The organism is Bacillus sp. BS3(2021) (assembly GCF_021043345.1).
GTDB classification, from domain to species: Bacteria; Bacillota; Bacilli; order Bacillales; family Bacillaceae; genus Bacillus; species Bacillus paralicheniformis.
The window spans coordinates 1,044,960-1,069,923 of the sequence record NZ_JAJNDM010000001.1 but is presented as its reverse complement, the minus strand read 5'-3'; the positions used below and the strand labels follow the sequence as shown (position 1 = coordinate 1,069,923).

Annotated in this window: 24 protein-coding genes, 1 tRNA gene, 1 pseudogene and 1 riboswitch; of the genes and pseudogenes, 13 read left to right on the top strand and 13 right to left on the bottom strand. The window is 44.2% G+C overall.

Going from position 1 to position 24,964, the window contains the following annotated elements; genetic code table 11:
• Positions 1–585: 585 nt before the first annotated feature.
• Complete coding sequence (locus LQ247_RS05350) at positions 586–1,686, bottom strand: GntR family transcriptional regulator (protein ID WP_023856004.1); 1,101 nt, start codon at positions 1,684–1,686, stop codon at positions 586–588.
• A 161-nt stretch (positions 1,687–1,847) separates the two neighbouring features.
• A riboswitch (TPP riboswitch) is annotated at positions 1,848–1,947 on the top strand.
• 111 nt (positions 1,948–2,058) lie between these two features.
• On the opposite strand from LQ247_RS05350, the gene thiT reads away from it, so the two are divergent.
• Positions 2,059–2,643: an energy-coupled thiamine transporter ThiT gene (thiT, locus tag LQ247_RS05345; protein ID WP_103750094.1), complete on the top strand. Its 585-nt coding sequence runs from the start codon at positions 2,059–2,061 to the stop codon at positions 2,641–2,643.
• Between the two features lie 41 nt (positions 2,644–2,684).
• Here thiT and LQ247_RS05340 read toward each other — a convergent pair whose 3' ends face one another.
• Both LQ247_RS05340 and LQ247_RS05335 read right to left on the bottom strand, forming a co-directional pair.
• Positions 2,685–3,242 carry a class D sortase gene (locus tag LQ247_RS05340; protein ID WP_023856005.1) on the bottom strand — a complete coding sequence of 186 codons (558 nt, stop codon included), beginning with the start codon at positions 3,240–3,242 and terminating at the stop codon, positions 2,685–2,687.
• A 106-nt stretch (positions 3,243–3,348) separates the two neighbouring features.
• On the bottom strand, positions 3,349–4,344 hold the full coding sequence (locus LQ247_RS05335) for a processed acidic surface protein (protein WP_231005647.1): 996 nt from the start codon (positions 4,342–4,344) through the stop codon (positions 3,349–3,351).
• A gap of 179 nt (positions 4,345–4,523) precedes the next feature.
• Here LQ247_RS05335 and LQ247_RS05330 point away from each other — a divergent pair, with 179 nt between their 5' ends.
• The 6 genes from LQ247_RS05330 (at position 4,524) to LQ247_RS05310 (ending at position 8,908) form a co-directional block, all read left to right on the top strand.
• Positions 4,524–4,712 (top strand): hypothetical protein, encoded by a 189-nt coding sequence (locus LQ247_RS05330; RefSeq protein WP_003184678.1) that lies wholly within the window; start codon positions 4,524–4,526, stop codon positions 4,710–4,712.
• A 124-nt stretch (positions 4,713–4,836) separates the two neighbouring features.
• Positions 4,837–5,949 carry a response regulator aspartate phosphatase gene (locus LQ247_RS05325; RefSeq protein WP_020452708.1) on the top strand — a complete coding sequence of 371 codons (1,113 nt, stop codon included), beginning with the start codon at positions 4,837–4,839 and terminating at the stop codon, positions 5,947–5,949.
• Position 5,950: 1 nt separating this feature from the next.
• Positions 5,951–6,079, top strand: coding sequence for a hypothetical protein (locus LQ247_RS22015; protein ID WP_023856006.1), 129 nt, complete (start codon positions 5,951–5,953; stop codon positions 6,077–6,079).
• A 79-nt stretch (positions 6,080–6,158) separates the two neighbouring features.
• Complete coding sequence (gene pcp / locus LQ247_RS05320) at positions 6,159–6,806, top strand: pyroglutamyl-peptidase I (protein ID WP_020452709.1); 648 nt, start codon at positions 6,159–6,161, stop codon at positions 6,804–6,806.
• Positions 6,807–6,929: 123 nt separating this feature from the next.
• Complete coding sequence (locus LQ247_RS05315; RefSeq protein ID WP_020452710.1) at positions 6,930–7,586, top strand: potassium channel family protein; 657 nt, start codon at positions 6,930–6,932, stop codon at positions 7,584–7,586.
• 2 nt (positions 7,587–7,588) lie between these two features.
• The gene (locus tag LQ247_RS05310) at positions 7,589–8,908 is read left to right on the top strand and encodes a TrkH family potassium uptake protein (protein WP_231005646.1); all 1,320 of its coding nucleotides are present in this window, start codon (positions 7,589–7,591) and stop codon (positions 8,906–8,908) included.
• Positions 8,909–8,918: 10 nt separating this feature from the next.
• Here the strand turns inward: LQ247_RS05310 and LQ247_RS05305 are convergent, their stop codons facing one another.
• Positions 8,919–9,833, bottom strand: a complete 915-nt coding sequence (locus tag LQ247_RS05305) for a DMT family transporter (RefSeq protein WP_231005645.1) — start codon at positions 9,831–9,833, stop codon at positions 8,919–8,921.
• Positions 9,834–9,949: 116 nt separating this feature from the next.
• Here LQ247_RS05305 and LQ247_RS05300 point away from each other — a divergent pair, with 116 nt between their 5' ends.
• On the top strand, positions 9,950–10,435 hold the full coding sequence (locus LQ247_RS05300; protein WP_033155020.1) for a DinB family protein: 486 nt from the start codon (positions 9,950–9,952) through the stop codon (positions 10,433–10,435).
• 45 nt (positions 10,436–10,480) lie between these two features.
• Here the strand turns inward: LQ247_RS05300 and LQ247_RS05295 are convergent, their stop codons facing one another.
• The 3 genes from LQ247_RS05295 to betB all read right to left on the bottom strand — a co-directional run bounded on the left by LQ247_RS05295 (position 10,481) and on the right by betB (position 13,870).
• Positions 10,481–11,062, bottom strand: a complete 582-nt coding sequence (locus tag LQ247_RS05295) for an MOSC domain-containing protein (protein ID WP_020452713.1) — start codon at positions 11,060–11,062, stop codon at positions 10,481–10,483.
• Between the two features lie 109 nt (positions 11,063–11,171).
• Positions 11,172–12,380, bottom strand: a complete 1,209-nt coding sequence (locus tag LQ247_RS05290; protein ID WP_020452714.1) for an iron-containing alcohol dehydrogenase — start codon at positions 12,378–12,380, stop codon at positions 11,172–11,174.
• A 17-nt stretch (positions 12,381–12,397) separates the two neighbouring features.
• A complete protein-coding gene (betB, locus tag LQ247_RS05285) occupies positions 12,398–13,870 on the bottom strand; it encodes a betaine-aldehyde dehydrogenase (protein WP_195258575.1) in 1,473 nt (490 codons plus the stop codon).
• Positions 13,871–14,191: 321 nt separating this feature from the next.
• Here betB and cudC point away from each other — a divergent pair, with 321 nt between their 5' ends.
• Both cudC and LQ247_RS05275 read left to right on the top strand, forming a co-directional pair.
• Positions 14,192–14,746 carry a choline uptake/conversion transcriptional regulator CudC gene (gene cudC / locus LQ247_RS05280; RefSeq protein WP_023856013.1) on the top strand — a complete coding sequence of 185 codons (555 nt, stop codon included), beginning with the start codon at positions 14,192–14,194 and terminating at the stop codon, positions 14,744–14,746.
• A 120-nt stretch (positions 14,747–14,866) separates the two neighbouring features.
• The gene (locus LQ247_RS05275; RefSeq protein WP_023856014.1) at positions 14,867–16,495 is read left to right on the top strand and encodes a sodium:solute symporter family protein; all 1,629 of its coding nucleotides are present in this window, start codon (positions 14,867–14,869) and stop codon (positions 16,493–16,495) included.
• Positions 16,496–16,539: 44 nt separating this feature from the next.
• On the opposite strand, the gene LQ247_RS05270 is transcribed toward LQ247_RS05275, so the two are convergent.
• Positions 16,540–17,457, bottom strand: coding sequence for a class I SAM-dependent methyltransferase (locus tag LQ247_RS05270; protein WP_023856015.1), 918 nt, complete (start codon positions 17,455–17,457; stop codon positions 16,540–16,542).
• A 176-nt stretch (positions 17,458–17,633) separates the two neighbouring features.
• Positions 17,634–18,815, bottom strand: a complete 1,182-nt coding sequence (alr, locus tag LQ247_RS05265; RefSeq protein ID WP_231005644.1) for an alanine racemase — start codon at positions 18,813–18,815, stop codon at positions 17,634–17,636.
• 324 nt (positions 18,816–19,139) lie between these two features.
• On the opposite strand from alr, the gene LQ247_RS05260 reads away from it, so the two are divergent.
• Both LQ247_RS05260 and LQ247_RS05255 read left to right on the top strand, forming a co-directional pair.
• Positions 19,140–20,321 (top strand): oxalate decarboxylase family bicupin, encoded by a 1,182-nt coding sequence (locus LQ247_RS05260; RefSeq protein ID WP_023856017.1) that lies wholly within the window; start codon positions 19,140–19,142, stop codon positions 20,319–20,321.
• Between the two features lie 351 nt (positions 20,322–20,672).
• Positions 20,673–20,843: pseudogene (locus LQ247_RS05255) on the top strand (YolD-like family protein); the annotation flags it as partial.
• A gap of 159 nt (positions 20,844–21,002) precedes the next feature.
• Here LQ247_RS05255 and LQ247_RS05250 read toward each other — a convergent pair.
• Entirely contained in the window at positions 21,003–21,335 is a 333-nt protein-coding gene (locus LQ247_RS05250) for a branched-chain amino acid transporter permease (protein WP_144498191.1), read from the bottom strand.
• Positions 21,332–22,042, bottom strand: coding sequence for an azaleucine resistance protein AzlC (gene azlC / locus LQ247_RS05245; RefSeq protein WP_144498193.1), 711 nt, complete (start codon positions 22,040–22,042; stop codon positions 21,332–21,334). The genes LQ247_RS05250 and azlC overlap by 4 nt, the downstream gene beginning before the upstream one ends.
• Positions 22,043–22,213: 171 nt before the next feature.
• On the opposite strand from azlC, the gene LQ247_RS05240 reads away from it, so the two are divergent.
• Positions 22,214–23,602: an aminotransferase-like domain-containing protein gene (locus LQ247_RS05240; protein WP_144498195.1), complete on the top strand. Its 1,389-nt coding sequence runs from the start codon at positions 22,214–22,216 to the stop codon at positions 23,600–23,602.
• 178 nt (positions 23,603–23,780) lie between these two features.
• Here the strand turns inward: LQ247_RS05240 and LQ247_RS05235 are convergent.
• Together LQ247_RS05235 and LQ247_RS05230 are read right to left on the bottom strand one after the other, a co-directional pair.
• Positions 23,781–23,853: transfer RNA gene (locus LQ247_RS05235), tRNA-Ala, on the bottom strand.
• 113 nt (positions 23,854–23,966) lie between these two features.
• Positions 23,967–24,953: an ADP-ribosylglycohydrolase family protein gene (locus LQ247_RS05230; RefSeq protein WP_020452721.1), complete on the bottom strand. Its 987-nt coding sequence runs from the start codon at positions 24,951–24,953 to the stop codon at positions 23,967–23,969.
• Positions 24,954–24,964: the final 11 nt, after the last annotated feature.

Here is a 24,964-nt window from a genome sequence, read left to right as displayed (position 1 = left end):
GGCACGCCGCCAGCGTTCGTCCTGAGCCAGGATCAAACTCTCCATGAAGTTTGATAATGACTACGCACATTCGCATGCGCGATTTATTTAATGAATTAACAGGTACGTTTGTCTTGTTTAGTTTTCAAAGATCATTTCCGCCTCTCAAAGAAGCGACTTTACTAATATAACATTCTATCATCGTGAATGTCAACAACTTTTTTTAAAAGATTTTCGAAGTTGTTTTTATAAAGCCTCCTTTTTAGGGGCGGATATTAATATAACATCTATTTTCGTTTTGCACAATAGCTTTTTTAAAAAAATAATAATCAAATGATTCGGACTCAGATGATTCCTGATCATCTCGACCTCCGGCAGTTGACAGCATTTATTTCTTCTTACTGCTTTCTTCTATATAAAAGTATACAGCGGTCTTTAAAAATTGATTTGCTAAAGCTGCACATGTCCAAAGCTTCGAGGATGACATTAAACTCTCCGTTATCAGCTTTTACTTGAATAAAAAGCTCCTCATTCCGGAGCTTTGTAACAGAATATATATTCTTCTCATTTTCATTCACGCTGGTTGGCGGATAAAGATTGTGCAGCCTACCTTTTCAGCTTGGCGGTCGAATGTCTGACAACCAGTTCAGGTTTGTAGACGGTGGAATGTTCAAGCTGATTCGTGTTGCGTCCCTCAACTTTGGCAATCATCCATTTTGCCGCCTCAATCCCCATCTGCATTTTCGGATGAGTGACTGACGTCAGCTTCACTTCAGATGCCTCGCTCAAATGTGAGTTGTCATATCCGACAATCGAAATGTCTTCCGGCACTTTCAAACCGAATTCCCTCACGACATCCAACACCAAAAGCGCTATCTCGTCATTATAGCAGAATATGGCAGTCGGACGGTCTGATGAAGAAAGCCGCTTCCTGGCTTCAGCTATCGTTTTTTGTTTTTTGTTCTCTGTTGTGTACGTCACGACCATTTCAGGGTAAAACGACAAGCCGTTTTCTCTGAAAGCACGGATAAATCCTTTCATCCGGTTGGCGCCCTGCATATCGTCCTGTTTAAAGAAACCGAACACTTTTTCATGGCCGAGTTTAATCAAATGCTCAGTGGCGATAAAGCCACCGTGTTCATCATCCAAAATGAAATGGGGCGGATTTAGCTCCTGATAAAATTGGTTGATCATCAAATACGGAATATGATGTTGTTCAAGCGTCAGATAGTAACTTAAATTCGGGTTAAAGCTTCCTGTTTTCGTCGGCTCCACGATCAACCCAGCAATTTTTTTATCGAGCATATTCACAAGGCATTGTTTTTCTTTTTCAATGTCATTATTGGTGCTCGCGACGACAAGGGTGTATCCTTCGCTGGACAGTGACGATTCGATTCCTCTTATAATAGAAGGAAAAATGTAATCCGAAAGGTAAGTCGTAATAACCCCGATCATCTTATTTCTTTCCCTTCCTTTTTCAGAAAGCTGAAGACGGTGAGAGCAATACGTCCCTGAGCCCTGCTCTCTGTATAAAAGCCCTTCATGAACAAGGTCGCCAATCGCTTGCCGGATCGTGTGCCTGCTTACATCAAATATTTTCATCAATTCGTTTTCCGAATGAATTTTTTCCCCCGGCTTCACTTTGCCTTCATATATCCACGATTTAATTTTATTTTTCACCATGCTGTATTTTGTAGGTTCACTCATCAGATCAACCCTTTACTGATCTTGTACGTACGAATACGTTCTATTATAAAGGAAAAGATGTTTGCATTGCTACATATTGGAGAAATTAAGCAAAATTTTTCGAAAAATCAGCTTGTCGTCCGTTTCTTTTTTTAGTATAGTAGAATATAACTAAATAACTTGATGACCACAAGGGGAGCCTCGAGGCTGAGAGTGAACGACCGTTCTGACCCTTTGAACCTGTTAGTTAACGCTGGCGTAGGGATGTGGCAAAGTCATTTCTAATTGCATCCAAAGCAGTGCGTGGAAAACTTTCCTACTCCTTCCCCGCATTGCTTTTTTTATTGGGAAAGAAGTCCAGTATCCCTTTGTTCATCAAAAGTGAGGGTTATGATGAATCAATCTAAACAACTTGTACAGCTGATTGAAATTGCGTTTATGACAGGAATAGCACTTATACTTGATATGGTGTCCGGAATGTTTTTAAAAATGCCTCAAGGCGGTTCAATCGCCGTCATGATGATTCCGATCTTCCTGATTTCCTTTAGATGGGGGCTGAAGGCAGGGCTGGCAACCGGGTTTTTAGCCGGATTGCTTCAGTTTGTCACTGGAGGATATTACATAGTTCATCCTCTGCAGCTTTTTCTTGATTACTTTATCGCGCCTACAGCCGCGGGAATCGGCGGCTTTTTTGCCGGATCGATCAGAAATGCTTCAGTCGAGAAACAAAAAGGAAAGATCATTTTCTATGTTACGCTGGCCGTCTTTCTCGGAAGCGGACTGAAATTTCTCGCTCATGTCATCAGCGGCGCTGTCTTTTTTGGAAACTATGCGCCTGAAGGCACTCCGGTATGGATTTATTCCTTGGTATATAATGGAACATATATGCTTCCGTCTTTCATTGTCTGCACAATTGTCCTTTGTTTACTGCTGCTAACCGCGCCAAAACTCTTGGAAAACAGATCAGACATGAGATAGCATAAAAAAACAGCGGACTCGCCTGAGATTCCGCTGTTTTTTTATGATTTAATCAAATCTGCGACCAATATATACCGCTCCGGTGCTGAACCGATAAAGTCAAAAGGATAGCAGGTGGAAACCGTCAATGTTGCTCTCGGCTTTGGTACAATCACCGTCCGGTCATCCGCATCCACGATCCGCACCTTTTTCACTTTGTATGTAAAAGTTCCGTAGGAAGCTTCAACAATTAACTGATCGCCCTTCCCCACTCGGCCGAGTTTTCGGAAAACCGTATCCCGGTGGCCTGATAAAACCGAGTTGTCATCTTCTCCAGGCAGAACGGAACCAGCGAAATGGCCCACGCCTTTTTGCAGCTCGTCTTCATCTGTCCCGTGATATATAGGAATCCTTGCATTGATTTTCGGAATGACAAGATCGCCGATTTTCTCCCCGGTTTTAAATGTTTGATCAATCACCGTTTTTTCTTTTTTCGCCGTCTGAATCGGAGGTTTTTCAGGCTTTTCTTCTTCTTTCATCTGCTGAAATGAAAAAAGAGCGTAGCCGTGCATTAACTTGAACACATTCGTTGTTGTAAAATAAGCGCCGCACACAACCATCACAATAGCTGCGAGCCAGATGATTTTTTTTCGATGTGCCTTAATTTCCTTTCACTCCTTATAAAAACTTCCCATTCTCTACATAATTAGAATGGGAAGTGACATGTTAAGCCGCTTTGCGAAGCCTTCTGATCATGAAGAATCCGCCAAACATCAGAACGGCGCCTAAGATCGACCATTCCGCGTAATGCCCGGCTGTCTTTGGAAGCTTTGCCCCTTTAACCGTCTTTTTCACATGAGATGGCTTTGATTCATGTTTGACAGCCGTTTGGGTTTGCTTCACTTTTGACCCTGTATCATGAATTAAATCAGATCCGATCATGTCAGGCGTCAGCAATACATCCAAAATGAAGTTGCCTTGCAGATCGTATACTTCCACCAGAAGGCTTGCTCCCTTCAGATCTTCCGCGCTGACAAGCGTTGTCAAAGACACTTCTTTTTTCTTTCCGTCTTTAACAAGATAGTATTTTGTTTTCACTTCAAGCGTCTTCTGAAGATCGTTTAAAATGGATAGCATTTCAGCGATATCCTGAGCTGAGAGCTCTGATACAGACTCGAAATCGGCTACCGCTTCAAGACGTTCTCCAAGAGCCATCAAATCATTTTCAAGGTTTGGATTTTTATCGCGCACCTTTCGGAGATGATTCACGAGCCTTTCCCACTCCTGATCATCCACACCCAATTCTTGAAACAGGTTCCCGATCTGAAAATCGTCTTCTTCATATGTCACAGTGAAAAGCGCATCGTCCAATTCGTATTCAAACATAAACACGTCGAGAATGTTTTGGCCGCTTTCCATATAGCCATTTTCAACAAAAAGGTCAGCCGCTTCTTTTTCGCTCAATCCGTATTCTTTTAAATAGGATGCCAAAAGTTGATTAGTCAGTCTTTCCCCTAAAAAATCTTTCAACTCTTCCACCGACTCAAAATCTTTTAAACTTTCATCATATGTATCCTGTAAATAAGCTTCCAATTCTTTTTCTGTCATTCCTATTTCTTCAAGATACTCTTGAAGCTCGGCCTGTTTCGGCGCGGCAAAAGCACCAGCTGCCGGCACTAAAACCAGGATGCAGACCAATAGTGACATCAGCCTTTTTTTCATTTCTTATGACCCCCTAAATTTATCTTTCATTTTGATTATAGTGGAAATATTTTTAAAAACATGTATTGTAATTGAAAATCTTTTCGTCTATAATATTCTGTTCTTTTTCCTGTTTAAACAGGCATAATCTTCCCCTCTATTGAATGTAATATAGTAAAGCGAATAGAGGAGGTATGCAAATGAACCCTTACTATATGATGCTCTTATGTTACGTCCTATCGATCATCCACTTTTTAATAGGCTACCGGGAAGCCCTGAAAATAAGCGGAGCTGACGGGCTGGTCAACGGAACCGCAATGATCTCCTGTATTCCGCTTGGCGCGGTTTTCGCTTTTTTCGCGCACTTTTTTTGGAAAATGACGATTTAATTTCAGAAATGAACTTTTCACCGGCGAACTTGCATTTCAGCGTTATTCACAGACGGCAGCAGTTTATGCTATGATTAATAGAACTTCAATTTACAAAAAATTCACAAAGATTGGAGGGAAGAGAATGGCCAAAGCCGTGGCTTCACAAGAAGTCGCCAATATGCTCAACGACTGGTACATACTGATGAAAAAAAGAGACATTTCAGGCTCAATCGAAATGAAAGATGACATAGATAAAGCAATTGAAAAAATGGAAGAAGATCATGACGTTCTACTCTATTATCAAATGCTCGATTTTCGCTTAAGGCTCCTTCTTGAAGATATCTCCCAATCTTCCACCGAAAAATTGGAGGCCATCAGTTTTCAAGACAAAGATCCAAAAAGTACGGACGACAAGCTGAATTATTATTTTTACCTGTTTAAAGGGATTTATGAAGACTACAAGCAAAACCATACAGAAGCGCTCAATTTTTTCAGAATAGCGGAAAAAAGACTGAGCGTCATTCAAAATGAAATTGAAAAAGCTGAATTTCATTATAAAATCGGTGTTTTGTATTACAACTTAAAAGCGACATGGCTGTCGATTCATCACATCAACATTGCCTCCGGCATCTTTCAAGGGTATGACGGGTATGCCAAGCGGGTCATCAACTGCAAAATGCTGATCGGGCTCAATTATATTGACCAATTTAAGTTCTCCGAAAGTGAAGTATTATTAAAGGAAGCGATCGAAAAAACCGAAAAAATCGGCGACCAATTCCTTTTACCGTGCACCTACTATAATATGGGCTTTTTGAAGAGTAAGGAAGACAAGCAGGAGGAAGCGCTAAAGTATTACAATAAAGCTTTTGCAATCAAAGATTTTGAAACGAAAGCCAAGTATGCTTACCTTCTTTGCGTTTATGAAAACACAAGGTCTCTTTTCAAAACCAACGCACACAAACAAGCATTTAAATGGATCGAAGTGGGCTTTAAAAAATCCCGGGAAATGAACAGCGAAATTTTCGAATTGAAATTCAAAATTTTATATACATTATATTCTGATACACAGAATAAACTGGAAATAATCAAGGACTATGTTCACCAGTTGGAAAATGAAAAAGCCTGGGTAGATTTGGAGGAATTATTGATGGATGTAGCGAATTACTACAGGCGAGAAAAGTTATATGAAGAAGCCATATACTTTTACATTAAAACAGACAAGGCGAGCAAGCTCGCTGGAAGAGGAGGAGAATAAAATGAAAAAAGTATTATTAACAGCAGTTGTATTAGGCGCAGTTATCAGCTTTTCATTCGTAAACCATGCACCGGAAGCGGCTTCTCAAGGAGATCAGGTACTTCTGGCATCCCGGGGATCAGGAGCATAAAATATTTAAAAAAATACCCATTCAGACATCTTCTGAATGGGTATTTTGCACTTTATATTCATATTCAGGAGGGATCGATATGGGAAAGAAAGTACTGCTGACAGGTTTTGACCCCTTCGGGGGAGAAACGGTCAATCCGTCTTGGGAAGCTGTAAAACGGCTGAACGGAGAAAAAGTCGAAGGCGTCTCTATCGTGGCGGAGCAGATCCCGACCGTTTTTCATCATTCAGCGGCCGTTTTGGAAAAAGCGATCGAAAAGCACCATCCCGATATCGTCATTTGTGTAGGACAAGCAGGCGGCCGGGCTCACATTACTCCGGAACGCATCGCAATCAACATCGATGACGCCCGCATTCCGGATAATGAAAAACGGGAACCGATCGATGAACCGATCGCGGCAGACGGGCCTGCAGCTTACTGGTCCGCGCTTCCGATCAAACTCGTTGTGAAAGAGTTGAGAAAAAACGGAATCCCGGCCTCCGTCTCTAATTCAGCTGGAACATTCGTATGCAACCATCTTTTTTACCAGTTAATGCACCGTATAGACCGCACCTCGGCAAACATCCGCGGAGGGTTCATCCACATTCCGTATCTCCCCGAACAAACAGTCGATAAGCACGAGCCGAGCCTCAGCCTTGAAACGATCGTCGAAGGGCTGAGGCTAGCCGCCGTCGTCTCTGCCCTTCACGAAAAAGACATTCGCGAAACCGGAGGCTCGCTCAGCTGAAACCGAAGCCGCCTCAAGGCGGCTCTCCGGATTCGCACACTTCCGGATTCTTGTACATCCCTGTGTGTTTTTCTTTTAAAAAAGTAAACACTATAAGAAAAACAGATAAAAGGGTGAACACGGATGCAGAAATCTTATGCCGTTTTCGGGCTCGGTCAGTTCGGCGGCAGTCTTGTCAAAGCCTTCCACGCAAAAGGGGCGGAAGTTTTAGGCATCGACAAATCCGAAGAAAAAGTAAACGAATATTCTGCTTATGCAACCTACACCATTTGCGCCAATGCCGTTGATGAAAATACATTGAAACAAATCGGAATACGCAACATCGATCACGCCTTTGTATCATTCGGCGATGACATTGAAGCAAGCATTCTGACTTCGCTTTTGCTGATTGAAATGGGCGTTCCCAAAGTATGGACGAAAGCGCAAAATGACTATCACCAAAAGGTTCTCCATAAAATCGGCGTCCATCGTATCATTCATCCCGAAAAAGATATGGCCAAGCGGATAGCCAGCCATATCACCTCGGAAAAGATGATCGATTTTGTTGAGCTGTCGCCAAATTACAGCATCGTCGAAATTGTGGCAACAAAAAAGCTGGACAAAAGAAGCCTGGGGGATATCGATGTACGCGCCAACTTCGGCTGCAACATCGTCGGCATAAAAAGAGACGGGCATTTCATCATCGCACCGAGCGCTGATGACTTGATATACGAAAACGATATTTTGATTGTGATCGGGCAAAACAAAGATATTGAGACCTTTGAAAAAAAGGGCGATTAACCGTGAAGTTTAAACAGATTCAATTAAGCCCGTCCCAACTGCTCGTGCTGGTGTTTTTATTTTTCATCATATTAGGAACTCTTTTATTGAAGACCCCGGCAGCGACGTCTAAATCCATAGGCTGGATTGATACGCTTTTTACATCGACATCGGCGATGACTGTTACCGGCCTAGCCGTCGTTGATACAGGCACGGATTATACGTTGTTCGGTCAGCTCATGATCCTCGTTCTCATCCAGATCGGGGGACTCGGCATCATGTCATTTGCAGTGCTCATTTTTATCATGCTCGGAAAAAAAATCGGCCTGAAAGAACGGCTGTTGATTCAACAGTCTCTCAATCAAACTTCTTTAGGCGGGATCATTAAGCTCATCAAGAGTTTGTTTATTTACTCCTTCGCAATTGAAATGCTGGCCATGCTGATACTGGCTGTCAAATGGGTACCTGAATACGGTTTCGCACGCGGCGTCTACTACAGCCTGTTCCACGCGGTTTCCGCCTTTAACAATGCGGGATTTTCCATTTGGCCGGACAGTTTAATACGGTATAAAAGCGATCCGCTCGTCAACTTGGTGATCAGTTTTTTGTTTATCATCGGCGGGATAGGGTTTACCGTATTGTCTGATCTATGGCATAAGCGGAGCTTGAAAAAGTTAAGCCTTCATTCGAAATTGATGATATACGGTACGTTTATCATCAATTTGTCAGCCATGATCTTTATTTTTCTGCTTGAGTATCAAAATCAAAAAACGCTCGGCATGCTTCCGCCAGCTGAAAAACTTTGGGGCGCCTATTTTCAGGCCGTGACCCCGCGAACAGCCGGGTTTAACACGACAGATATCGGAAGCCTGCACGAAAGCACGATCACACTTTTGCTCCTTCTTATGTTTGTCGGAGCGGGGAGCGCATCCACCGGCGGAGGAATCAAGCTGACGACGTTTCTTGTCATTCTCCTGTCGGTTATCACTTTTTTAAAAGGCAAAAAACATATTTCGATAGCAAAAAAAACGCTGAAAGACCAATTGATCATTCGTTCGCTCGCTATTTCGACTATCAGTGTGCTGTTGATTTTAGCGGCTGTCTTTATTTTAAATATGACAGAACCTAAGCCGTTTTTGGCGATTTTGTTTGAAGTCGTATCAGCCTTCGGCACGGTCGGCCTGTCAATGGGGATTACGGCTGACCTGACCCCTGTCGGAAAGATACTGATTATTTTCATTATGTTTCTCGGAAAACTCGGACCGCTCACATTGGCGTTTTCCCTGGCCAGACCTGAACAGGAAAACATCCGCTATTCAAGCGAAGATATTTTGACCGGATAAGGTGCAAACTTTAAAGCGCCTTATGTGTTTTCCCTTTCACGGACGGGACGGTGTTTTTCCTCATGCTTTGCGAGGCCATGAACAAGATAATACCTGAAAAAATGACCGCTCCGCCGATCACCTGCGTCATCATGACGGATTCGTCTAAAATCCAATACGCCAGCGCAACCGCTCCGACAGGTTCAAATAAAATCGCCACAGAAATCATATTTGTGCTCAGCCATTTCAGCACCCAGTTAAACAGCGAGTGGCCGAGCAAAGTCGGAATGACGGCAAGCAGAAAGAAATACCCCCAATCTGACGCAGGATAAGAAAAAAAGGCGGCGCCCGAAAACAGACAGTACAGGCATAAAGTGATGGCGCTGATTCCATACACAATAAACGTGTAAACGGTCAAACTGTGGCGTTTTCTGACATGCTGGCCAAACAGCAAATATGCCGTCACAAGCGCACACGCCAATAGTGCAAGAATGTCGCCGTAGAGCGCCTGGCCGCTTACTTTGAAATCCCCCCAGCTGATGTACGCGCTTCCGCCGATCGCGAGAAGCGCACTGATGATTCCAGCGAACGACACTCTTTCTTTAAATAAAAAGTATGTACCGATAAAAGAAAAAATCGGCTGCAGCGTCACAAGAACAACCGAGCTCGCCACTGAGGTGTATTCAAGCGAACGAAACCATAAAATAAAATGAAATGCCAAAAAGAACCCCGCTGCCGCTGAAAACAGCCAGTCCTTTTTCGAAAAATACAAGACTTCTTTTCTTTTTCCCCAGAAAAAAGGAAAGATCAGCAAAGCGGAAAAAAAGAGACGATAAAAAGCGATGATTCCAGCGTCAGCCGTTGACAGTCTGACAAAGATGGCGGAGGAAGACACAGCCAGCACCCCGACCACTAATGCGATATACGGGTACAATGTTGTTCTCAAATAAATCCTTCCTTCTATTCATTTTTCTTAAGCATATCCGATGGCGATGCGAAAATCGAGTGTTTTTTGGTTATTTTACCAGCCTGCGATATGGTACAGTAAAAACAGGAGGGGATATGATGAGCATTTTTAATGAAGCGAGAAAAGAACTTTGGAGCGAGATTCAAGGCCTGTCAGACGAAACGCTGAATAAAAGGCCCTCGGAGGACGAATGGAGCATTCAAGAAGTGATCGACCACCTGAAAAAAATCGACCTGATGGCACTTCAAATCCTAAAGGAACAAATCAAGCATGCACCGGTCAAAACAATCGAAGATAAACCGGTGCATCAGTCGGAAGACAGAAGCTCCAAACGAAAGGCGCCCCCATATGCAGAGCCTGAAAGAAAAACGGCGGATGCTTTAACCCTCAAAGCTGAGCTCGACAATGTCAGAACACAATTAACTTCAGTCATCGCCGCCTTTCATGATGAAGATTTTCAAAGGGTGCTGCCGCATCCGGTTTTCGAAGAGCTTACGGTCAGACAGTGGCTCGACTTCATCGGCCATCATGAAAGAAGACATATTAAACAGATCAAGGAAATCAAACAGAAACTATTATAATACACGGAAAGCCCCGGCTTTAGAGGCCCGGGGCTTTTCATCCGCTCAGGCAAACGACCTGGCGTCTTTCGTGGCAGCAGGCGAATACGCCCACACTTCTGCCTGGTCGCCTTGATGGATCAAGCCGGGGCGTTCGACGACGCAGACGATTCCCCTTCTTCCGATCGCATGGCGCACAAAGCGCGAAGCAAGCTTCGGTTTGTCGGGAAACTGCTCCTGAATGACTTCTCCGGGCTGAATGCACGGCTCGTTCTCACCCTCGCTCAACAGAGAGGCGCCGCTTGGAAAAACGATTCTGCTTCCTTCTCTTAATGAAGTTAAATCAGGCAGTCCGCTTAATGCGATATTAGCCCCGAGCCATTCCGGAAGGACCGCAGGAACGTTCAGCCGTCCGGCAATCTCAAGACACTCTTCGACCGAGACAATTGAAATCTGCCTCCTGTTGAAAATCTCCGTCCCTCTTTTATACATCGGCTCCCTTGCTCCCGCTTTTTTCGTCAGTCCAAAATGCAGATCACCCGGTATTCCCCCATAATCAATCACAATCTTTTCTTGTTTCTCTGTCACAAATGACGGTGTGTCCGCTATGTATACGTTCTCTGCAACAGCCGTGTGCTTTTTCCACATTCAACCCATCCCCTTTTTTCAAGATGTGATTTATTTTACAATGCATCCCTTTTTTTCTCAAATTGAGAAAGCCCGCTGTGCGTTCACACAGCGGGATTCATGCATTTCTTTATACAGTTTTCGGGGTTAGATTAAAGCAGCGTTTGTAAATCCAATTGTACGCTTTTTCGTTCAGGTCTCTCGGGTTTCCGACCGTTTGCGGATCTTTCATCGCTTCTTTTGAAAGGCGGTCGATCATGTCAGGTGATACGCCTTGCTCTTCAAGACTAGGAATCTCCAAGTCTTCCACAAGCTGATACATCCAGTTCACTGCAGCTTTAGCCGCTTCCACTGTAGACATGCCGCTTGTGTCAATGCCGAACGCTTTTGCAATGCGGGCAAATTTTTCAGGGTAGCCTTTCCAGTTGTATTCCATTACAGGACCCATCATCGCCGCCACACATTGGCCGTGCGCGACAGGAATGATTCCTCCGAGCGTCTGGCTCATCGCGTGAGCAGCGCCTGCAGATTCGCTTCCGTAAGAAAGGCCTGCAAGCATAGCCGCCTGCGCCATGCCGTATCTCGCTTCAAGATCTTCCCCATCGGCAAACGCTCTGCGGATGTAATGTGCGCCGTATTCGATGGCAAGAAGGGCCACCGCGTCAGTTATCGGCTGAGCAAATTTCATCGTATAGCACTCGATGGCGTGAGCCAAAGCGTCAACGCCGGTCATCGCTGTGACGTGCGGAGGCATTGATACATGCAATTCAGGATCGATAACAGTCAAGTGAGCAGCAATCAGCGGGCCGCCCGTATTGAATTTAAATTCACGCTCTTCATCTGTGATAACCGCCCATTGTGTAACTTCTGAGCCGGTTCCGGCAGTCGTCGGGATCGTTGTAAGCGGAGGAATCCGGTTTTCAAGAGGCTTCTTTCCTTCTGCCGCTTCATAGTCAAGAACCGAGCCTTCATGAGTGGCTTCGACTCCGATCGCTTTCGCCGTATCCATTGAGCTTCCGCCGCCGACTGCTACAAGGCCGTCGCAGTTTTCTTCAGCATACAGTTTGGAACCTTCAGCGACAAGACGGACAGGCGGATTCGGCTCGACTTTATTAAAGACGACAACTTCAACGCCTGCTTCCTGAAGGGATTCAACGACCGGGTTTGTTACTCCTGCTTTGTAGATGCCGGGGTCTGTGACAAGCAGCGCTTTTGAAACGCCAAGTTTTTTCACTTCTTCGCCCACATGTTTAACGGCTCCGATTCCGTGCTTAATGACGGTCGGGATTTCAAACGTGTGGAATTTGTTCATCGCTTCTACTTTCATATTTAAAGTCATGAATCATTTCCTCCTTCTTATGCTTTAAACCAATTGACAGCCGCCGGTTTCGTATTGCGGTAGACGTGCTTCACTTCTGTGTATTCTTCAAGGCCCATGCGGCCAAGTTCGCGGCCGATGCCTGACTGCTTGTAACCTCCCCAAGGCGCTTGTGCGAAATAAGGGTGGAAGTCATTGATCCAGACGGTTCCCATGCGCAGTTTGGCAGCGACGCGTTCCGCTTTTTCGATGTCTTTTGACCAAACGGCGCCGGCAAGGCCGTAAATCGTATCGTTTGCAAGTGAGACAACTTCTTCTTCTGTTTTGAATGTTTCAACTGTTAATACAGGACCGAATACTTCTTCCTGAACGATTCTCATATCTGATGTACAGCCCGAGAAGATTGTCGGCAGATAGAAGAAGCCATTTGCAAGTTCAGGGTCCTCCGGACGCTTTCCGCCTGTTTCCAGCTTGGCGCCTTCTTGCAGGCCAATTTCTACATATTTTTCAATTTTGCTGCGGTGCTCAGCTGAAATGAGCGGACCGCTCTGTGTCTCCTCGTGGAATCCGTTGCCAAGTTTGATTTTTTTCGCACGCTTGACAAGCTCTGCGACAAACTCGTCATGAATGGATTTTTCAACGAGAAGACGAGCACCCGCGGAGCAAACCTGTCCTGCGTGGAAAAATACCGCATTCAGCGCCTGGTCAACCGCTACGTCAAAATCTGCGTCTTTAAACACAATATTCGGATTTTTTCCGCCAAGCTCAAGCGCAATTTTTTTCACATTCGTACTTGCAGCCTGCATGATTTTCTTTCCGGTTTCAATTCCGCCGGTGAAGGAAATTAAGTCGACGTCTGTATTTCTGGCAAGTTCATCGCCGACAGTGGCTCCGGGGCCGAGAACAAGGTTGGCAACCCCTTTAGGCACACCGGCTTCTTCCATCAGCTTGAAGATCTTAATGGTTGTCAGCGGTGTGATTTCACTTGGTTTGACAACGATCGTGTTGCCCGCTGCCAAAGCCGGAGCGATTTTCCAGCTAGCCTGCAGAAGCGGATAATTCCATGGGGTGATCTGCCCGCAGACACCGACCGGCTCCCTGACAATTTCGCTTTTAGAATCGGGAATCGGTGAAGAAATGACTTCTCCGCCATCTTTATCCGCAAGCCCTGCATAATATTGAAATACGTTTGCAATATCATCCATATCGGCTCTGCTTTCTTCAAGCGTCTTGCCGGTGTCAAGCGATTCAAGCTCTGCCAGCTCTTCGTGGTCGCGTCTGATCAGTTCGGCGATCTTTAATACGATGTTGCCTCGTTCAAGACCCGGCGTATTCGCCCACTCGCCGTCGTCAAAGGCGCGGCGCGCTGCGGCAATCGCCCGAACAGCGTCTTCTCTGTCTCCTTCACTGACGGTTTCAATATGCTCTTGATTGTAAGGGTTGATAATTTGGCGGGTTTCGCCTTTTTTGGCGCCCACCCACTTTCCGTCAATGAAAAGTGTTTGACTCATAAAAGCAGCCTCCTCATTACGCAAAGTTTGTTAAATAAAAATTTAACGTTTTGAACACTTTGAATTTATCATGTGCCATTTTTTGTGTCAAAGGAAATCAGGCTGATTATTTTTTTTGAATTTTATAGGAACACAGTACTCACACGGGCTGAGGCCATTTGAAAAAAAATTTTGATTTTGACATTTGAATTTCTTTCGTTAAGATAAAGAACATACAGAAATAACTTAACAAACTTAACGCGGATTTCAGATTAATCCCCGTTTTTCCGGGGCATTGAATCTGCAATGCTGATGTTCCGCTCCTGTGAAAGGAGGCAAGTAATGGACAATCCCCGTGATCTTTCAGCAAAAGAAGCGATCGCACAGGCAAAAGATCTTGTCATTGATTCAATCGCAGAAACGATGGATCTGTACGGCATTACCCGGAGTGCGGGTATTTTGTACGGAACCATGTACCTTTCGGATGAAATGACACTGGACGAAATGCGGGAAGAACTGCAAATGAGCAAGCCCAGCATGAGCACAAGCGTAAAAAAACTCCAAGACTTAAACGTCGTCAAAAAGACATTCCATAGAGGAAGAAGAAAACACAGCTTTGTTGCTGAAAAGGATTTCTTCAAATTTTTCACAAGCTTTTTCCCGCAAAAATGGGAAAGGGAAGTCAAAGTGAATCTCATGGCCATTCAAGACGCTCAAAAAGCATTGGAGGACATCGTCGAAAGCGATGGGCTTGACGAAAGTATAAAAGAAGAAGCGAGAACTCTTTATGACCAGTTGGAACAGTCAAAACCGTATTATGACTGGCTGCTGAGACTCGCGAAATCTGTCCAATCCGGAGAGATTTTTGAGTTTATACCGATTGATAACAAGGAATAAAAAGGTTTTATCCGCTCTGAAGTCAGCAGTTTGCATACTTCCCAGAGTGGCGCAAAACCTTTTTTCACATTTTAATTTCAAGAAAATTCGAAAAATTATTACCGGAGGCGATGTGCATACATGAATTATGCTGAGAAGAAAAAAAACTGGATCAAATTAGGTATTTTTGTGTTGTTTGCGGGAGGCTTACTCGCGTATATCGGCATTTCGAATGCAGACATTCATTGGGGCGGCTTTATCTCCATGATGATATTCTTTGCTTTCACCTATTATTTAGGCGCTTTTTACGCAGCAAAGAAATCAAATTCTTTTTCTGATATGATCGTGGCAAAAAGGAGCATGCCGTTTTTCGTCGGAATGGTGACGATGGCCGCAACATGGGTCGGCGGCGGATATATTAACGGAACGGCCGAATCGGCTTACAGCGACGGTCTCATCTGGGCCCAGGCACCCTGGGGCTACGCATTAAGCCTGATTATCGGCGGTATTTTCTTCGCCAGAAAAATGCGCCGTCATCAATTTATGACCATTATCGATCCTCTCGAACAGCGCTTCGGTAAGCGGATGGCCGGTGTTTTATATATACCGGCGCTGTTAGGAGAATTGTTTTGGAGCGCCGCGATCTTAACGGCATTGGGCACGACTTTCGGAATGATTCTGAATATCGATTTCCAAACGTCGATTATTCTTTCGGCGATGATCGCCATCGCTTATACGGTGGCCGGAGGCATGTGGGCAGTCGCTTTCACAGATGTCTTCCAAATGATCATCATTTTGCTTGGGCTGTTTTTAGTCGTCCCATTTGTGTTGTCAAATGTCGGTTCATTCGATATCGTATGGGCAAATTACAGGCACGATTTCGGAAGCAGCGCCAATCTGTTTCCGCCGTTGGACGGCTGGAAAAATCCTGAATGGGGAAACCTGTTTTGGAACTGGTGGGATAATGCGCTCCTCTTAATTTTCGGTGGTATCGCATGGCAGGTGTACTTTCAGCGCGTTCTTTCGGCAAAATCGGAAAACGCCGCCATGTGGCAGTCGATTATTGCCGGAGTGATCTGTATCATTGCCGCCATTCCGTGCGTGATCATCGGAGCTGCCGGAAACAGTGCGGATTGGAGCCTGTTCGGAGCGAGCGCTCCGGATAACCCGGCGATGATTTTGCCGCAAACGCTTGCGTATTTAACGCCGGGAATTATCGCTGGCATCGGTTTGGGTGCAATTGCAGCTGCCGTTATGTCAAGCATGGACTCATCGATTCTATCGGCATCATCAATGGCCGCATGGAATATTTACCGTCCGCTGATCAAGCCGAAGGCCACCCAAAAACAGCTGCAAAAAGTCGTCAAACGCTCAATCATTTTGTTCGGCGCGGGAGCAGCGATCATCGCGCTGAATGTCAAAAGCGTTTATACTTTATGGTATTTGGCATCGGATTTAGTTTATTGCATTCTTTTTCCCCAGTTAACAATGGCCCTCTTTTATAAAAGAGCAAACCTGTACGGGTCAATTTCCGGATTTGCAGTTGCGGTCATTCTGAGGCTGGGCGGCGGTGAACCCGCATTCGGCATCCCGCCGCTTCTGCCGTATCCGATGATTGAAGACGGCACAGTCCTCTTTCCTTTCCGGACGCTGGCTGCGGTTACAGCATTTATGACGATCTTCGCTGTGTCCGAATTGACGCAGCGCAAATGCCCTCCTAAACAGCTTGTACTCCCCCAAGAAAAACAGAAAGACGATCGCGCGGCTTAAAATAGGAAAAACGCCCGGCCCCGGGCGTTTTTCTTGATTCGTGTTTAATTTTTCACGGCATGAATGTAGTGAATCGTTTCAAAGGCTGACAGATCATCTTTTCGATTTTTAAAATAACGCTCTTGAATATCCGACGGTGACAAATGCTCATAAACGAGCAGTCCGGATTGCTCCAGCATATGCTGGATTTCCTGATACGAATAGCATGACTTCATCGGTTCTCCGCCTGCCGCTGCCATTTTCACCATATTTTCCACCCTGTTGGAGAAACCTTTTTCTTTGAACAGGTTTTCATCCGCATAATCAAAAACGATCGAACTTCCTGAAGGAAGATCAGCCATTAATTGTCTCAGCAATTTTTCGGTTTCTTCCTTTGTTAAGTAGTAGGAAACGCCCAAAAAGCTAAAGAACGTTTTTTTGTTAAAATGAAAACCCTTATCAGCCAATTCTTGATAAGAAAATGCCTTGGCAAAGTCCAAAGGAATAAAATGAAGGTGGGCCGGGATGTGAAAACCTGCTTTGTCCAGCCTTTCCTTTTTCCATTTTTGTGTCGCCGGATGGTCAATTTCAAAGATATCAATTTTGCCTTTTAACTCTAGGTTCCGAAAACAAAAAGTATCCAGCCCTGCCCCAAGAATCACGTATTGTTCTGCTCCAAACCGAATCTCATGGTGCAGCACGCTTTCGCAATATGCGGCACGCGCGAGCGGCGTCGGAGAGAGCTGAATTTGTGTGACCCATTTTAATATTTCTTCATCGTCTCCCTCGTATTTTTCCGCTATATCTTTGTTGAAGAACTGTATACCTTGAATGAAACTGTTTTTAATATCAGAAAATTCTTGTTGGGAAATGAGCGTTTTGGCTAGATTGTCATCAAAAATTTTTGGTTCATCATATTGGCTGTGATAAGCTCTGCCAAAAGCCGAAATAAGAGACGTTACACTCGATTCATCTTTTTTCATGTCGTACACTCCTTCATCAAACGCAAAAAAAATAGGATTCTCCCGGCCAGGAGAATCCTATTATACACACCAATATTCAATTAGTAAATTATAGCATAAATAAATTTTTTTGTCAAGAATTTGCACTTTTCCTATTTTATCTATGATCGAGAAAACAGCCTGTGAGTATGGGAAAACTACACGTATAACAGCGGGGTCGACTTTTTAAAAATCTTGCCGTCTCTTATATAAAAGCGGGGGACGCGCCAGCTTATTGTAGATACCACTTCATAATTGATCGTATCAAGCATTTCCGCAACTTCATCAACGGAAATTTCAGCTCCCTTTTGCCGGCCGTAAATCACGACTTCCTCTCCTTGTTTACCTTCGCTCTCTCCCAGACTGACCATTATCATGTCCATTGTTACTCTTCCCGCCACCGGCACCCGTCTTCCGCGGTGTAGAATAAATCCGCGATTGGAAAGTTCACGGGAATAACCGTCAGCATAGCCGACCGGAATCGTGGCAATCACTTCCCCGCGCTCAGCAACATATGTAGCGCCATAACTAACGGTCCGCGGTTCTGTCAACATGGTTTTCACATAAGCGATGCGCGCCTTCAAGCTTAGTGCAGGCACAAGCTTAACGAGATTGAGCTGCCTGATATAATCGGAAGGATATAATCCATACATTCCGATACCTAAGCGAATCATATCAGCGCTGAATTCCGGAAAAGCGATCGCCGCGGCCGTGTTGTTCATATGCACCGTAGGCAGCTTAAAGCCTTGTTCTTTCAGAAAACGAAGAAAGCTGATAAACTTTTCGTGTTGAATCATGGTTAGCTCAGTATCCGGTTCGTCAGCTGTGGAAAAATGCGTGAAAATCCCTTCCCATCTAAGGTTTTCACTTGCCGCCAGCACTTCCACAATTGCTAAAAGCCTTTCTTTTGTGCGTACACCTAAACGCCCCATGCCGGTATCCACATTGATATGAACAGACAGCCGGTCAGGGGTTGCTTCTGTTTCCAATATCTCGTTCGCTTCTTTAATCCAGTCAACTTGAAATGCTGATAACGATATATTCCAAGCTGCCGCTTCTTTCACACAGCTAAGCGGGGTGAAACCGAGCACAAGGATCGGTGCGTCAATCCCCGCTTTTCGCAAAACGACCGCTTCCTCCACCGAGGCAACGGCGAGCTCACTCGCGCCGTTTTCCAGTGCATGGCGTGCCACTTCCACCGAGCCGTGACCATAAGCGTTCGCTTTTACGACAGCCATAATCTTGCTCCTCTTCGGAATATGCCGCCGAAATGCGCGCAAATTTTTTTTAATCGCATCAAGGTTTACCTCTACCCAGACTTCCCGGCAAAGCTTTTTCATCAACGCTCCCTTCTTTCTTGTCACATAGTATTCATTCATGTAGCCGTTCGAAAATTGCCCGGATGCTTTCTATCTCATTCTTATTCAGCTTCGGGCGAAATCATTCAGTCAGTAATCGTTAGCGGTGGAAGGCAAACAGCAGGAGCCCGTGCCGTGCAGACTTTAAATCGAAGGTTTTCTTCTGCTGCCAAAGGAAATGCAAATCTGTCCATCTAGTTTTTTTAAAAGTGTCTTAAGAAGGCTCCGATTTTTTTCGATTTGATATATTTTAAGCGTCCCTGTCATAAATTTCGGTATACACGACCTGTGAAGGGAGCTTTTTACATGAAAAGAACAGCCGGGACTCCAGCTTGGTACAATCGCGTGCCTCATCCAATAAGACACGATGGTGCGGGCGCGACTGATTTTGGGCCCCGCGACGTAATGCGGGATTTAGAGAATCCCGACATGTTCGTTCCTCCAAAAACAGATGCCGGAGCAATCCCCAATTTAAAGTTTTCTTTTTCAGACACACATATGCAGTTAAATCATGGCGGCTGGTCGCGCGAAATAACTGTCCGGGAGCTGCCGGTATCAACGACGATTGCCGGCGTCAATATGCGGCTGACGCCAGGCGGGGTGCGCGAGCTGCATTGGCATAAGCAATCGGAATGGGCTTACATGATTTTGGGCCATGCGCGCATTACCGCCGTCGATCAGGACGGCCGAAACTTTATCGCCGATGTCGGCCCCGGGGATTTGTGGTTCTTTCCCGCCGGAATACCGCACTCGATTCAAGGGCTTGAGGATGGCTGCGAATTTCTCCTCGTTTTTGACGACGGGAACTTCTCCGAGTTCGATACCTTCACGATTACAGATTGGTTCGCACACACACCGAAAGATATTCTGGCCGCGAATTTCGGTGTACACGAAAGCGCCTTCGCCCGCATCCCCGACAAACAGCGATACATCTTCCAAGCAAAAGCGCCGGGACCGCTCGAAAACCAAAAAGTGCCCGACCCGTATGGAACCGTACCAAAAAGCTTCGCTTACAGGCTGTTTGCACAAAAACCTATCGTAACACCCGGCGGAACGGTGCGAATTGTTGATTCTTCAAACTTTCCAATTTCGACAACGATCGCCGCCGCGCTCGTCGAAGTCAAGCCCGGCGGAATGAGGGAAATGCATTGGCACCCGAACAACGATGAATGGCAGTACTATATCACAGGAACCGGGCGAATGACAGTATTTGCGGCAAACGGGACTGCCCGCACCTTTAATTACCGGGCGGGTGATGTCGGGTATGTCCCGTTTGCCATGGGGCATTACATTCAAAATACAGGCAGCGAAAGCCTGTGGTTTTTAGAAATATTCAAAAGCAGCCGCTTTGCAGACATTTCATTAAATCAGTGGATGGCGCTGACTCCAAGAGAGCTGATTGAAGAGCATTTGCATGTAGGACCGGAGCTGATGAACGCTCTGCGAAAAGAAAAATGGCCAGTCGTCAAATACCGTACAGACAGATAGGCCATCACCCCGCAAAAATGGATCGCGTAAAAAAGGCAACAAAAAAACCCTTGAATGATCAAGGGTTTTAAAGATGGAGCATAGCGGGCTCGAACCGCTGACCTCTTCCTTACCATGGAAGTCCTATCGATAAGGATGTTAAAGCTGATTTCAATTGGATTTATTTCTATTAAAGTGTTTAAGCCCGAACTTAGGGTGGATTCAAACACTTCACGATCAGTTATTTTCGCCAATATCCTTTAATGAAAAAGAACCTAACCTCGACTGTTGGGTTCCTTTTCTCGCTGGAAAAAGAACACGTCATCATCTCAGGGAGATTCACAATATGATAGATGACAGAAATGGTCTGCTATGATGCTGACAGAGCATGTCGAACTGCTCCGCGAATTAGAAAGCAGCCAGAACAAAGTGAAAAGGCCGGTGCCCCACATGTCCCAAATTGAAGATATGGAAATGGTCATAAGTGAAGCAATGAAGTTTAATAATCCAGTTCAGTTATTTCAGCCACTTCCCTTTTTAAATTCATTTCAGTTGCGTGGATTCAAAATCCTAACGACTGTGCGTACAGATGATTCTCTACTTGCTTAAAAATTCATGGTTTTGTTCATAGAGTTGATGCTCGTCTATTTTTTTTGCACGATTCGCAGCCTCCTTGATTTTCACAAATCAGAATCGGTATGATCAAAAAATGACTTGCACCAACATCATATAGACAATGGTTCCTCCTGCTATAGAGAGGAGCATATTTTTCTTCCAAAAGTGAAGCAGTACAACTGCAGCTGCCCCAATCAATTCAGGGATACCGTGACTTCCAGAAAGTAAACTCACATCTTTAAAACAATAAATAACCAGAAGCCCAATGACCGCTGGTGGCAACACTTTGCCAAGATACTGTACATATTTCGGTGTCGGTTTGCCCGACGGGAAAATGATAAATGGAAGAAACCTTGTCAGCATTGTTCCAAGCACTACCATAGCAATGGTGATCATTTGCTGCGTTATGCTCATCGTCATACGGAAACCTCAGCTTTCTCCAATGGTTTTCTCAGAACAGTGAGCACGCCTAAAATAGCAAGCATAGCAGGAATAATAAATTGGTTCCCGCCAAAAATGATCAGACTGGCTGCTGAAAGCCCAAGTCCTGTGAGAGCACTGTGGTGCTTTTTCTCTTTCATCCACTGTTCTATGAAAATCACAATAAAGAGTGCTGTCATTACAAAATCAAGCCCTTCAGTATTAAACTTTACAAAAGATCCAAACATTCCTCCGATTGCTGCTCCTGCGACCCAATATAGATGATTAAGCAACGTCACAAAAAACATAAACCATCCCTTGTCAACATTCGCTGGTACATCAGCTGTATAATTGATAGAAAAAGATTCATCACACATTCCATAAATCAGATAAAACTTTTTCTTTCCAGTTCCCCTGTACTTATCTAACATGGAAATTCCATAAAATAGATGACGGGCATTCACCATAAACGTTAATAAAAGAGCATTAAACGGATGGAACCCGCTTAGCAAAAAATTTGCAGCAACAAACTCCATAGACCCTGCAAATATTGTAAAACTCATAATGATCGGATAAATTGCGCTAAACCCTAAAGAATGCATAAAGATTCCATAAGCAATTCCCAAAAATAAAAAACCGGCTAAAATCGGAATCGTATATGGGAAGGCCCAACGAAATGCAGCCCATATTTGATTTCTTTCTGTCATACAATTCACACCTTGAATGAAAAATTTTATTATAATTTAGCACACGAAATCCAAACAATAAACTAGATAATTGTATGGATTACAATTATCTTTTGTATAATAAATAAGTACATTACTAGATGCTTCACATGATAGATATGTTGTTTAGACATTAGATAATGGAGGCGAATTATGCCAGTAAACTCATTCGACAATTACCCAATGTCTTGGAAACCTGAAAGGAAGGCATTGAAGCGTCCGTTTTATGAATCAATCGCAACTTTGCTTGAAGAGGATATAAAAAACGGCTATTTAGCGCCTGGTACAAAACTGCCGCCGCAACGGGAATTGGCTGACTTTCTTGATTTAAACTTCACTACAATTACCCGTGCTTATAAACTGTGTAAGATTAAGGGGCTGATTTATGCGGTCACTGGAAAAGGAACTTTCGTTTCTCCTAGCGCCGCTCGTTCTATTACCATTTCTAGAGATAAAATTACGAACTGTATCGATCTTGGTTTGGTTGCCTCTTTTGAAGAAACCAATAAAATTGTAGCTGAGGCGATTCAACAGGTTACGAATAAACATTATTTAGAGCAGTTACTCAATTACAACGATCCAACCGGCATTCCGCATCAAAAAACGGCAGGACTCAACTGGATGAAATCGCTCGGCATTCAAACTGACCAAGAGCATATCTCAATTGTTTCCGGTGCCCAAAATGCGCTGGCCGTTTCATTGACCGCATTGTTTGAGCCAGGAAATCGAATTGCAACTGACTTATATACGTATGCAAACTTTATTGATCTGGCAAAAATGCACCAGATTCAGCTAGTGCCGATTCTTGGAGATGAATATGGAATGCTGCCAAACGAGCTTGATAAGCAGTGTACGCAACTCAATATTCATGGCATTTTTCTGATACCCTCCTGCTGTAACCCGACTACTGTTATGATGTCAGATGTTAGAAAGAAAGAAATCGCGGAAGTCATCCGCAAGCATCGTTTACTATTGATTGAGGATGATATTCATGCATTTATGACCGCAGGCATAATCTCTGATTATCAGGAGCCCATGTTCAACCTGCTTCCAGAACAAAGCGTTTATATTTGCAGCACTTCAAAGTCAATCTGTTCAGGATTAAGAGTAGCCTATATCGCCTATGGGGATGCATTACGCGAGAAAATCCTCCAGGCTATTTTTACCATTAATGTGAAAACATCTTCTTTTGATGCAGAGGTAGTAACAGAACTGATCTTATCAGGAAAGGCGCATGACATTGTTTCTCGAAAAAAACAGCTTGCTCAGTCTGCAAATGATATTTATTCGGAGTATTTTCCAGAAAAAGAGCTGAATGGACATCCTTTAAGCTTTTATCGCTGGCTTTCCATCAAAAATCTTAATGATGGGTTACAGATAGAAACAGACCTGAAAAAACACGGAATTCGTGTATTTCATTCTGACCGCTTTCTCAGCGGTTCGACAACACCTAATAAGTACCTGCGTGTTGCCCTTTCTTCTACAAAATCACTGGATGAGCTCAAGACAGGTTTAGAAAGATTAAAAAATTATTTAGGGTAATTCAGAAAGAAAGGATAAAGAAATTACCCCTTTTTAATGAATTAAATTAATCAAAATACTTAACAGTTTCTAAAAACATCGGTATCGGTCACTGAAAGGTTAGCCAACAACTCATTTCGAGTCGATTTTTATAAATCACAAAAAAAAGAAACCCTTGGTGTATCAAGGGTTTCCGAGATGGAGCATAGCGGGCTCGAACCGCTGACCTCTACACTGCCAGTGTAGCGCTCTCCCAGCTGAGCTAATGCCCCGTATATTTGAGACATGATTTATTATAGATGGAATTTTGGAGAAAAGCAAGTGGTTTTTGATGTGAAAAAGAAAATGCTCTGTTAGCCGGCATTTTCTTTTTCACATAGACAATCTATCGCTCTGATTTTTCAAAGCAGAACTGAGCAAACCTTTCAGACAAATCCAGAATGTCTTCTTTCCTTGCCAAGGCAGTGATCCATTCTTCCGGGATGCTTTCCATTTGATCATACATTCCAGCCATCGTACCTGTAATAAAGGCAATTGTATCGGTGTCTTCCCCCAGGTTCACTGCTTCCAATACAGCATCAGAATAACGGTCATAATTGAGGAAACACCACAATGCCGCTTCTAAAGAATGCACAACATAGCCGTCTGACATGATGTCTTCTCTTTTAACAGTCGCAATGTCATCATTGAGTATCCTCTTATAGGCAGAAAACTCATTTTCATACTCGGTTCCTCTCAAATTCTCCAGACAAGAATGAACAGCTTGTTTATATGCCTCTTTAGGAGAATGATTAAATAAATTTATTAAGAATTCTATATAAATGATGCATCCCAGCGTAGATCGGGGATGACGATGTGTAATAAAGGCCCACCGTTCGATCTCAGCTTGCCTTTTTGAAAACTCGGATTCGTTCCATAGTGTAAAAGCCAACGGAGATATTCTCATCAATGCTCCGTTTCCATTATCAAACTCAGATGCTCCGCCGCATTGTACCATTGGAACGCCCCTTTTGAAGCGCTCGATTGCATCATCAGTGGCTCTGCCAATATCAAACATGGTGCCGTATGGAGTCCAGTAGCCTTCCCGATACGCAGCAAACTTTTTCATCAATTCAGTCTCATCTTTTTCTTCGATCAGATTCTCCATTAAACACAAAGTGAGTGATGTATCATCTGACCATGTTCCAGGCGGTTGATTATAAGTCCCGTACCCTGTCATTCCAGTGATATTTAAGTTTCTAGCTTTAAATTCCACAGGGACGCCCAGCGCATCACCGATAATTCCGCCAATGATAGTGGAGTACAGTCTTTTTTTAAAGTTAGATATATGTTTATCATCGTTCAACTGAAACGATATTGTTCGTCTTTTCATTTGGCACACCT